General features: G+C 72.8%; 8 protein-coding genes. 2 read left to right on the top strand and 6 right to left on the bottom strand.

The window, feature by feature from the left end:
- Positions 1-1,779, bottom strand: a 1,779-nt coding sequence (locus ACWGIU_RS16740; protein ID WP_453706487.1) for a hydroxysqualene dehydroxylase, incomplete at its 3' end; no start/stop codon positions are given.
- Between the two features lie 173 nt (positions 1,780-1,952).
- Here ACWGIU_RS16740 and ACWGIU_RS16735 point away from each other — a divergent pair.
- Both ACWGIU_RS16735 and ACWGIU_RS16730 read left to right on the top strand, forming a co-directional pair.
- Positions 1,953-2,258 carry a 4a-hydroxytetrahydrobiopterin dehydratase gene (locus tag ACWGIU_RS16735; RefSeq protein WP_453706485.1) on the top strand — a complete coding sequence of 102 codons (306 nt, stop codon included), beginning with the start codon at positions 1,953-1,955 and terminating at the stop codon, positions 2,256-2,258.
- Positions 2,259-2,261: 3 nt separating this feature from the next.
- Positions 2,262-3,026 (top strand): class I SAM-dependent methyltransferase, encoded by a 765-nt coding sequence (locus ACWGIU_RS16730; protein WP_453706483.1) that lies wholly within the window; start codon positions 2,262-2,264, stop codon positions 3,024-3,026.
- A 69-nt stretch (positions 3,027-3,095) separates the two neighbouring features.
- Here the strand turns inward: ACWGIU_RS16730 and ACWGIU_RS16725 are convergent, their stop codons facing one another.
- The 5 genes from ACWGIU_RS16725 to ACWGIU_RS16705 all read right to left on the bottom strand — a co-directional run bounded on the left by ACWGIU_RS16725 (position 3,096) and on the right by ACWGIU_RS16705 (position 10,868).
- Complete coding sequence (locus tag ACWGIU_RS16725) at positions 3,096-3,944, bottom strand: aldo/keto reductase (RefSeq protein ID WP_453706489.1); 849 nt, start codon at positions 3,942-3,944, stop codon at positions 3,096-3,098.
- Between the two features lie 164 nt (positions 3,945-4,108).
- A complete protein-coding gene (locus tag ACWGIU_RS16720) occupies positions 4,109-4,885 on the bottom strand; it encodes an ABC transporter ATP-binding protein (protein WP_453706481.1) in 777 nt (258 codons plus the stop codon).
- Entirely contained in the window at positions 4,882-7,665 is a 2,784-nt protein-coding gene (locus tag ACWGIU_RS16715; RefSeq protein WP_453706479.1) for an ABC transporter permease subunit, read from the bottom strand. Before ACWGIU_RS16715 ends, ACWGIU_RS16720 begins: the two co-directional genes overlap by 4 nt.
- Positions 7,666-7,674: 9 nt before the next feature.
- Positions 7,675-8,943: an ABC transporter substrate-binding protein gene (locus ACWGIU_RS16710; RefSeq protein ID WP_453706477.1), complete on the bottom strand. Its 1,269-nt coding sequence runs from the start codon at positions 8,941-8,943 to the stop codon at positions 7,675-7,677.
- Between the two features lie 101 nt (positions 8,944-9,044).
- Entirely contained in the window at positions 9,045-10,868 is a 1,824-nt protein-coding gene (locus ACWGIU_RS16705; RefSeq protein ID WP_453706475.1) for an AMP-dependent synthetase/ligase, read from the bottom strand.
- Positions 10,869-10,971: the final 103 nt, after the last annotated feature.

Here is a 10,971-nt window from a genome sequence, read left to right as displayed (position 1 = left end):
GCCCAGGTCGAAGACGTTCCGCAGTCCCAGACGGTGGCGTCGGCGGTCGTGCCGTTTGGCGGCCTCCAGCTCCGGCGCCCGGTACATCGGGTGGACCGTGCACCGTGCGGCGGCCGAACCGTCGCGGTCCAGAAGGGCGTTGACGGCGGCGCGAGCCGAAGCGTTGGCCCCCTCCATCGTCGCCAGGTCGATGTCGACCGCCACGTAGTCCCCGCTGAGGAAGAAGTTCGGGATACGGGTGCCCGCACTCGGCCGGTTGTGCAGGGTGCCCACCGGGTGGATCAGCAGCTCGTCCTGGTTCGTGGGGTGCGGGGTGCCGAGCCCGTCCACACCCGGGTCCAGGAACCACGAGTGCAGCGTGGTGTCGGTCAGCAGGGCCTTCCCGGTGTCGTTGAGGGAGGCCTTCAGCTGCGCCCACACCTCCCGCGCCACCTCCTCACGGGTGCACTGCTTGGCCGTCTTTCCGTACAGGAGCCCCGGCTTGTCCCACTCGGAGATGTCCACGGACAGGCAGTCGACCGCCGTCCCGTCGCCGTAGTCGGCCGGGAAGTCCCGGGACGGCCAGTGTTCGGCCTGCTGGATCGCCGTCAAGGACCACGGGGAGTCGATGCAGTTGAGGTGGCCGTGCACCAGCTCGGCCCGCTCGGTCAGATAGAACTGGATGCCGGTCATCCAGTCCGTCTCCAGCTTGTCGCAGCGCCCCAGCATCGGATCGGCTGCCCGCAGCGCCGTGCTCCAGGTGCGGCGGGCGTGCTCGACGGGCAACGCGCTCACGTAGTGGTCGGCGGTGACGAGCTGCGCGGCGCCGTCCGGCCCGTCGACGGCGACCCCGCTCACCCGGCCGTCCGCGTACCGCACCTCCCGCACGGTCCAGCCGATCCTGAACTCCACACCGAGGGAGCGCAGGTGGGCCTCCCAGGGGTCGATCCAGGCCTCGTTGGTCGGCAGGTTGAGGATCCGGTCGGGCGGGCCGTCCGCCCCGCGCCCCAGCACGTTGAAGACGAAGGCCTCGCCGAGGGTGCCGACCGTGCGGGTGGAGGCCTCCTCGGCCTTGGTCGCCACGATGTTGCGGGTGATGCCGACGGCGAGGATGCGCCGGTACTCGTTCGACATCCGTTCCGCGCGCACGAAGTCCCACCACGGCGTCCGTTCCCAGACCTCCTCGCGCCGCTCGTCGCAGCTGGTGAGGAAGACCAGCACGCGGTCGACGAAGTACGCCGTCTCGTGCGGCGGGAGCCGGACCAGTGTCTGCAGGATGCCGGCGAGGGCGCGCCGGATCTCCTCGGGCGTCAGCTCGGCGGGGGAGTGCCCGGGCCAGGGGATGGGTCCGCGCAGGTCCTCGCGCCCGGCCGCCCGGGCGAACATCATCTCGCGCGGGGCGACCAGGTTGTCCCACACCCCGGCCGCGTTCCCGGGGAAGGGGATGCGGCGCATGGTGTCGGGCAGGTTGTGGTAGATCCCGGGGATGAAGCGGAAGCCGTGCTCGGCGGGCAGCGGCCGGCGCCCGCCGCGTGCGCTGCCGGGTACGTCCATGCTGCGCGCCTTGCCGCCGAGGGCCCGGCGCTCGTACACGGTCACGGCGTAGCCGCGCTCGGCGAGTTCGTGCGCCGCCGTCAGGCCCGCCACGCCGCCGCCGAGCACCGCGACGCGCCGTCCACCGGGAGGCGGTCCGGACTCGGCGGATGCCGCGGGCGCGGCCCCGGCCAGGACCGCCCCGGCGGCGGCCGCCGCTCCCGCGCCCGCGATGAACGTACGTCTGGAACTTCCTGTGCCCGCCATGGCGAATGCCCCCTCGTTACCGTTGGTAACAATCCGTTCGGCGCAGGAGCATATGGGGGGCGCGATCGACCTGGAAGGCGTAGAAGTACCCGAGCGCACTATGGCGCGAAAGGATTGTTCCGGCGTGCACTGTGGGAACCTTGACTACACGTCACGGGAAGAGGAGCCGGTGCATGCCGAGTGAGCCGTTGTCACAGAAGGAGATCGAGGACCGGTTGCGGGAGCTCCCCGGCTGGGCCTTCGAGGACGACCGGATCGTCCGCACCTACCGGCTGGGCACGCACTTCGCCGCTAGCGCCCTCGTCGTCCATATCGCCGGCGTCCAGGAGGAGTTGAACCACCACTCCGACCTGACCCTCGGCTACAACACGGTCCGGCTCTCCGTGAACAGCCATGACGCCGGCGGTGTGGTGACGGAGTCCGACTTCGCCCTTGCCGAACGGGTGGAGGCCCTCGCCCCGGCCCACGGCGCGAGCTAGCCGATGACCACGCACATACCGTCCGTGAGATCCCTGCTCGACTACGACGCCGAGGCCGAGGCCTACGACGCCACCCGCGGCGGAGTCCCGCGCGCCGAGGCGGCGGCCGCCGCCGTCCTCGGGCTGCTTCCCGCGGACGCGCAGACCCTGCTCGACCTCGGCTGCGGCACGGGCATCGTCACCAGCCGGCTGAGGCGTCCAGCCCTGCGCGTCCTGGGCGCGGACGCCTCCCACGGCATGGCCGCGATGGCCATGCGGCGCGGCGTCCCGGTGATCCTCGCCGACGCGGCCCGGCTGCCGGTCCGGTCGCGATCCCTGGACGCGGTGAGCGCGGTGTGGCTGCTGCACCTGCTGCGCGAGCCGGGACTGGTGCCGGCGGTGATCGCCGAGGCCGCCCGGGTGCTGCGGCCCGGCGGGGTCCTCCTCGCCACCGTGGACAAGGACTCGGCGCACGACGTCGGCAGTGACATCGACGCCGTCTTCGCCGCACACCTGACCCCGACCCCCTCGGACGCATCCGGGGAGGTCGAGGCCTACGCGGCCCGGGCGGGACTGCTCGCGGTGGGCGAGGCCCGCTTCACCGGCCACGGCCAGGGCCGCACACCGCGCGGCTCCGCCGAGGCCCTGCTCGCGGGCCGGTACGCCTCCCGCATCGTCCCGCGCGGCATCACCGCGCGGGAACTGGCGGCCCGGCTGGAGCTGCTGCCGGACCAGGACGTCCCGCGGGCCGAACCGACGTACCGCATACGGAGCTTCGTACGCGTCTGACCCGCGGGAAGACCCGCCCGGAGCCTGCCCCGGGCCACGGCCCCGCCCCCGACCACGGCCCGGAGCCTGTCACACGTCGAACTCGGCCGGGTCCGGCCCGATCCGGCGGCCCGCCGCGCCCGCGCCCAGGGCGTCCAGCGCGGCCATGTCGGCGGCCGCCAGCTCGAAGCCGAACACGTCCAGGTTCTCCCGGATGCGCGCGGGGGTCACCGACTTCGGGATCACGACGTTCCCGTGCTGCAGGTGCCAGCGCAGCACGACCTGCGCGGCGCTGCGGCCGTACGCGGTGGCGATCGCGGTCACGGCCGGGAGCGTCAGCAGCTCCTTGCCCTGACCCAGCGGGGACCAGGCTTCGGTGGCGATCCCGCGCTCGGCGTGCACGGCACGCAGCTCGGCCTGGGGGAAGAGCGGGTGCAGCTCGACCTGGTTGACGGCCGGGACCAGCTCGCTCTCGGCGGCGATCCGCGCCAGGTCGGCCGGGCGGAAGTTCGACACGCCGACCGCCTTGGCGCGGCCGCTCGCCGCGATCTCCTCGAAGGTCTTCCAGATGGCGACGAAGTCGTCGCGCATCGGGCGCGGCCAGTGGATCAGGTACAGGTCTACGTGGTCGAGGCGCAGCTTGGCCAGGGAGTCGTCGAAGGCGCGCAATACCTGGTCCCGGCCCCACTTCTGCTTCGGGCCGTTCCACAGCTTGGTGGTGACGAACAGCTCCTCGCGCGCCAGTCCGGAAGCGGCGACGGCCTTGCCGGTGCCCGCCTCGTTGCCGTAGACGGCGGCCGTGTCGATGCTGCGGTAACCGGCCTCCAGGGCGGTCCCGACGGCGCGCTCCGCCTCCGCGTCCGGCACCTGCCAGACGCCGTAGCCGAGCTGGGGCATGAGCGTGCCGTTGTTGAGCTTGATGGCGGGGACCTGGTTCACGTCTGGTCGTTCCCTCACGTCGGTGTGGTGGTGCGGCGGGGGTGGTGCGGCCGGGGTGGCGCGGCGGGGTGGAGCGTCGTACGAGGGGCCACAACCGGCCTCTCGTACGACGTATTCCCGCCATCGGCTCCGTGCGTGGCGGTGCGTGGCGGTGCGTGGCGCCCTCACGCGGTCCCGAGGTACGCCTCCCGCACCAGCGGGTTCGCCCGCACCTCGGCCGCGGTGCCCTCGGCCAGTACCGTCCCGAGGTCCAGTACGACGACCCGCGCGCACAGCTCCATCACGAAGGCCACGTTGTGCTCGACCAGCAGCACCGCGCAGCCCTCCCGCTCCGCCAGGCGCCGCACGACCTCCGCGAGCCGGTCCCGCTCGGGCGCGGACATGCCCGACGCGGGCTCGTCCAGCAGCAGCACCCGCGGGGGATCGGCCACCGCACGGGCCAACTCCACCATCCGGGCCTGCCCGACGGGCAGCCCGCCGGCGTACGCGGCTGCGAGCGCGCCGATCCCGCAGTCGGCCAGTACCCGCTCGCCGCGGGCCCGGCGCTCGCGCTCCCGGGCGCGCCGGGCCGGCAGGGCGAGGAGATCGGCGGCCGGCCCGCCCCCGCCGCCCCGCCACTCCTGCGCCACCAGCACGTTGTCGGCCACGCTGAGCTGCCCGAACAACTGCTGCCGCTGGAAGGTCCGGCGTATCCCGTGGCGGGCCCGCCAGACGGGGGAGCGGCGGGTGACGTCCGTTCCGTCCAGCATCATCCGCCCCTGGTCGGGGCGGCGGATCCCGGACAGCACGTCGAACAGGGTGGTCTTCCCGGCGCCGTTCGGCCCGATCAGCCCGCACACCTCGCCCGCGCGGACCCCGAGATCCACCCCGGTCAGTGCCCGGACGCCGCCGAAGCGCACGCCGACCCCGCGGGCCTCCAGCACGTACCCGCTCCCGCTCATGTCGCCATCCCCAGGTAGGCCTCGGTGAGCCGGTCCGCCTCCACCTCGGCCCGGGGGCCGCACCAGGAGACCCGGCCCTGGGAGAGGTAGGCCACGGTGTCGGCGATCCCGAGGATCTCGGCCGCCTTCTCCTCCACCAGGAGCAGCGCCGTCCCGGCGTCACGGAGTTCGGTGAGCAGCGCGTACACATCCTCCACCACGCGCGGGGCGAGCCCGAGCGAGGGTTCGTCTGCGATCAGCACCCTGGGCGGCCGCTGGAGCAGCGGTGCCAGGGCCAGCATCTGCTGCTCCCCGCCCGAGAGCGCTCCGGCGGGGATCCCGCGCCGCTCGGCGAGCCGCGGGAAGCGGGTGTAGACGGCGGCCCGGGCGTCGGCGTCCTCGAGGTACAGGGCCAGGTTCTCCTGGATGGTGAGCGCGGGGAAGATCCCGCGCCCTTCGGGGGCGAGCAGCACCCCGGCCCGCGACCGGCGTACGGCCCCGTCCCGGGTCGCTTCCCGCCCGCCCACGTACACCGCCCCGGCCCCGACCGGCAGCAGTCCGGCGGCGACCCGGCAGGCGGTGCTCTTCCCGGCCCCGTTGGGCCCCAGCACGGCGAGTATCTCGCCCGCGCGGACGGCGAGATCCACCCCGTGCAGCACGAGCCCCCCGTCGTACCCGGCGGTGACCCCGCGCAGTTCCAGTGCGGGACCGGCCCCTGTGTGTCCGGCCCCTGTGGGGTTCTCCCCCGCCCCGCCCCGTCCTGGAAGTGCCGGGCGGGTTCGGTCTTCCCCACCCGTCGGCGTTCGAGGCGCGGGGTCCGGGGCGGAGCCCACGGATACGGTGGCGCGCTGTGCCGTCAGCCCTGGTCGAGCGGGGTTCCGGGGCGGTGACCCGGCGGCGCGCCGCCGTGCGAGCCGCACCGGCACGGCCGCGCAGTATCCGTCCGGGTCGTTGGCCAGGGCCAACCCGGCCAGGCCGAAAAGGATCACCGGCAGATGCGCCGACTCCGTCAGATAGTCCGCCAGCACCCTCGGCGCAACGGCGAACACCAGCCCCGCCACCACCGCGTACTGCGGCCTGCGCACCCCCGCCGCCACAACCACCGCCAGCCACACCAGCCCCGTCATCGCCGTGAAGTCCGTCGCCGTGATCCGGGTGTTGTACGAGGCGTACAGCACGCCCCCGAACCCGGCCAGCCCCGCCGACAGGGTGAACAGCAGCAGCTTCGTGCGCAGTACGGAGACCCCCGAGGCGACGGCCGCCGCCGGGGCCGACCGGACCGCCAGCATCGCGCGGCCCGACGGGGAGTTCCGCAGCGCGGTCAGCCCGGCCGCCACCAGCGCGACCAGAACCACCAGGACCACCCCCAGCGCCCGGTCGTCGGAGAGGTCCACCGGCCCGAACACCGGCCGCGGGATCGACCACCCCGCATCGCCGTTGCGCAGCCACCGCAGCTGGAACAGCACCTGATCGGCGAGGAAGGCCAGCGCCAGCGTGGCCAGGGCCAGGGACCGGCCTCCCAGGCGCAGCGCCGGCAGCGCGACGAGCGCCCCCAGCAGGGCCGCCACGCACGTGCCCACGGCCAGCGCGGCGACGAAGGGCCAGCCCCGGCTCATGAGCAGCCCCGCCACCAGCGCCGCGCCGGTCACGAAGGTGCCCTGGGCAAGCGACACCATCGCCCCGAGCCCGGTCACCACCGTGAAGGACATGAACACGAGCGCGATGGCCAGCCCCTGCGCCAGCAGCCCGCTCCAGAAGGGTGTGGTCACGGTGTAGAACGCCACGCACAGGAGCACCGCGCCCGCCGCCCACATCCCCCACCGCCGCGGCCACGGGGCCCCGGCCAGATGGTCGACCGGCGGCGGGTCGACGGCCGTGACCCCCGCCGCGCGGGCCCGGCGGGTCAGCACCAGCAGCCCGCCGAAGAGGATCAGGAAGGGTACGGCTGTACGGAAGCCGGTGACGGACTCGGCGAAGGACGCGTACCCGGCCACCAGGTTCTGCAGCACCCCGAGCCCGAGTCCGCCCGCGAAGGCGAGCGGCACGGACGCGAACCGTCCGATGACGGCCGCCGTGGCCGAGACGAACAGGAACAGCGTGAAGTCGTGTGCCGACAGCCCCAGCAGCGGCGTCGCCAGCACACCCGCCAGCCCGGCGAGCCCCGACGCGATCATCCAGGCCACCGACGACAGCCGGTCGGCGCTGATGCCGCGCAGCTCGGTCAGCGAGCGGTTGTCGACGGCGGCCCGCAGGTGCAGCCCCAGTCGCGTGTGCCGCATCAGCACCCACAGAGCCACCGCCACCAGTGCCGTCACCACCCAGGTGATCAGCTGGTCGGAGTCGATGCCGACGCCGTCCCCGAGCTGCCAGGACTTCGCCGGGCTGGGCCCCACCCCCGGCAGCCCGAACTGGTTCTCCGCCGGCCGCACCGGCGCGCCCGCGTCCGCCAGCCGCTCCACCGCCCACAGCCCGGCGGCCGGCAGGGCCACCAGCAGCCCGATGGTGGCCACGATCTGCGCGGTCTCACCGACGCGGGCGAGCCGCCGGAACATCAGCCGGTCCAGCCCCCAGCCGAGGCCGGGGGCCAGGACGCACACCACCATCAGGGCGGCCGGGACGGCGGGCCAGCCCAGGCCCGAGCGCAGCTCGTAGAAGGTGAGGGCGCACAGGTAGGCGGTGGCCCCGTGCGCGAAGTTGAACAGTCCGGACGCCGAGTACGACAGCACCAGCCCGGTGGCGAGCAGTGCGTACAGGGCGCCGGAGACCAGACCGCTCAGTACGAAGACGAGCAGATCCCCCATGCCGCTGCCCTACTTGAAGGGGATGGGTTCGTAGCACTTGAACGGTACGGAGACCTCGTACGCGCCGTTCATCAGCTGTACGAGCGCCCCGCAGCCGAAGCTGTCCTTCTGCCCCTTGGGCTCCGCCCGGTCGCCGACGAGCGTGCCGGTGTCGGAGAAGCCCTGCGCGGCGGCCTGGAAGGACTCGACGGTCAGGTCCTTGCCGGCCCTCTGCGCGATGGAGACGAACAGGTCGGCCGACATGTACCCGGTGAGCATGTGCATGCTGAGCGGAACGTCCTGGCCGCCCGCGGCGGCCTTGATGTCGGCCTTGAACTGCGCCATCTTCGGATCGGTCGACTCGAAGGGCTGGAACTGCAGCAGTATGTGGACCCCGTCGAGGGCCTGCCTGGTGGCGTCCTTGGCGAGCAGCCCGGGGTCGTAGTCGGTCGGGTCGGAGAGCAGCCCCTGGTAGCCGCTGCGCTTGAGCGCGGTGAAGAGTCCGATGTTGTTCGGGGTCTGCATGACGGAGACGACGGCGTCCGGGGCCTTTCCGTCGTCGGCGGCGAGGATCTCCTTCACGTACGCGGACCAGTCGTTCGGGACGGCGGTGGCGGGCACGGAGGCCTTGGCGTAGGAGACCTTGAAGCCGGCGCTGGTGAAGCCCTGCTGGAAGGTCCGGATGCCGAACTTGCCGGCGTCGCTGTCGTTGGCGATGATCGCGACCGATCTGCCCCGGGTCCCGCCGAGGATCTGTCCGATGCCCTCGGGCCAGGTCTGGTTGAGGGTGCCGCCGGGGGTGGGGACCAGGCAGCCGTTGAAGCCGTAGATGTGCTTCGGGCCGCAGAAGGCGGGCAGGGTGCCCCAGCCGAAGGTGGGGACCTTCTCCTGCTCCAGGAAGTCCGCGCCGGAGAAGGTCACCGAGCTCATGGGGGCGACGGCGAAGACCTTGTCCTGCTGGACGAGTTTGCGGGCGGCCGCCAGGTTCTTGGCGGGGTCCTGGCCGTCGTCCACCGCGCCGAGGTAGTCGATCTTCCGTCCGTTGATTCCGCCCTCGGCGTTGGCCCGGAGGTAGCGGGCTTGGGCACCGAGGTCGGTGTCCTTCTTGCTGTAGCCGCCGGAGCTGGTCATCGACACGATCCCGCCGACCTTGACGGAGTCGCCGGTCACACCGCGGGAGTTGCCGGGCACGTCGCCGGGTTTGCCGGAAGAACTGCCGTTGGTGGAGGCGGAATTGCACGCGGAGACGAGCGCGAGGGCCGCCGCCGCGGCGGCCAGGGTGCGGATCGGTCGCAACATGTCGGGGATCCCCTCCGGTCGGAATCCCCGCATTCTGTGCGCGACCTGATGGATCGTCAATAATGCTGTACATGGGAATTGACGAACCGTCAGATCGCGGGTCAGGAGGAGTACAGGGCCGCGACCTCCTTCGCGTACGCCTTCTCGATCGCCCGGCGCTTGAGCTTCAGCGACGGTGTCAACAGCCCCCGCTCCTCCGTGAACTGCTCACCCAGCACCCGGAAGGTGCGGATCGCCTCCGCCTGCGAGACCAGGGTGTTCGCGGCCACCACCGCCCGGCGGACCTCCGCCGTCAGCTCGGGGTCCCCCACCAGCTCCGTCGCCGGCAACTGCGGCCGGCCGCGCATCGACAGCCAGTGCGCCATCCCGTCCATGTCCAGCGTGAGCAGCGCCGCGATGTACGGCCGGTCGTTGCCCACGAGCACGCACTGCGACACCAGTGGATGCGAACGGACCCGCTCCTCCAGCGCGGCGGGCGCGACGCTCTTGCCGTTGGAGGTCACCAGGATGTCCTTCTTGCGCCCGGTGATGGTCAGGTACCCGTCCTCGTCCAGCCGGCCCAGGTCCCCCGTGGCCAGCCAGCCGGCGCGCAGGACCGCCTCCGTGGCGGGGGGGTCGTTCAGGTATCCGGAGAAGATGTGGTCGCCGTGCAGCCAGACCTCCCCGTCGTCCGCGATGTGCACCGTACTGCCCGGGATCGGCCGCCCCACCGTGCCGTACTTGGTCGCCCCCGGCGGGTTCGCGGTGGCCGCCGCGCACGACTCGGTCAGCCCGTACCCCTCGAACACCGTGATCCCGGCCCCGTCGAGGAACAGCCCCAGGCGGCGCGACATCGCCGACCCGCCCGACATGGCGTGCCGCACCCGGCCGCCCATCGCCTCGCGCACCTTCCCGTAGACGAGCCGGTCGAACAGCTGGTGCTCCATGCGCAGCGCGGCCGAGGGCCCCGGCCCGACGCCGAAGGCCTTGCGCTCGCGCGCCTCCGCGTACCGCACGGCCGTTTCCACCGCCCGGTCGAAAGGGCCACTACGGCCCTCCGCCTCCGCCCTGCGGCGGGCGCTCGCGAAGATCTTCTCGAAGACGTACGGGACGCCCAGGACGAAGGTCGGCCGGAAGGCGGCGAGGTCGGGCAGCAACTCGGCCGCCGCCAGAACCGGTTGGTGGCCCAGCTTGACCCGCGCCCGGACGGCGGCCACCTCCACCATGCGCCCGAACACGTGCGCCAGCGGCAGGAAGAGCAGGGTGGACGGCTCCTCGCCATGCCGGGCCTGGAAGACCGACTCCCAGCGGCTGACCAGGGTGTCGCTCTCGTACATGAAGTTGGCGTGGGTGAGCACGCACCCCTTCGGCCGGCCCGTCGTCCCGGAGGTGTAGATGACGGTGGCGGTCGCGTCGGGCGTCACAGCACCCCGGTGCCGGTGCACGACGTCCTCGGACACCCCGCGGCCGTCGGCGACGAGCCCGTCGACCGCCCCGGCGTCGAGCTGCCACAGCCGGCGCAGGTTCGGGAGCCGGTCGATGACCGAGCCCACCGTCATGGCCTGGTTCTCATCCTCGACCACGCAGGCCGTGCAGTCGGAGTCGAAGAGGATCCAGTGCACCTGATCGGCGGAGGACGTCGGATACACCGGGACAGGCTGAGCGCCGATCGCCCACAGGGCGAAGTCGAACAGGGTCCACTCGTACCGGGTGCGGGACATGACGGCGACCCGGTCCCCGAAGCGCACGCCTTGGGCCAGCAGCCCCCGGGCGAGCGCGAGCACCTCGACGGCCAGCTCCCGGGACGTCACGTCCCGCCACACCCCGGCGGTCTTCCGGCCGAGCACCACCCGGTCCGGCTCCTCGCGGGCGTGCTGGAAGACGATGTCGGCCAGGCCGCCGACGGGCGCGCCCGTGACGACGGGTGGGACGGTGATTTCGCGCAAGGCCCCGCTCCTCTCCGCGCGCCGCGGTGAACGTACCTCATGGTCAACAGGGGTTCATCGGCCTTCGTATACCTCCACAAGACCTCCCCAGTGATCACCGCAG

It is taken from the genome of Streptomyces sp. NPDC054840, from assembly GCF_053611065.1.
The sequence above is the reverse complement of the archived record's forward strand: the minus strand, read 5'-3'. Positions and strand labels throughout refer to the sequence as shown.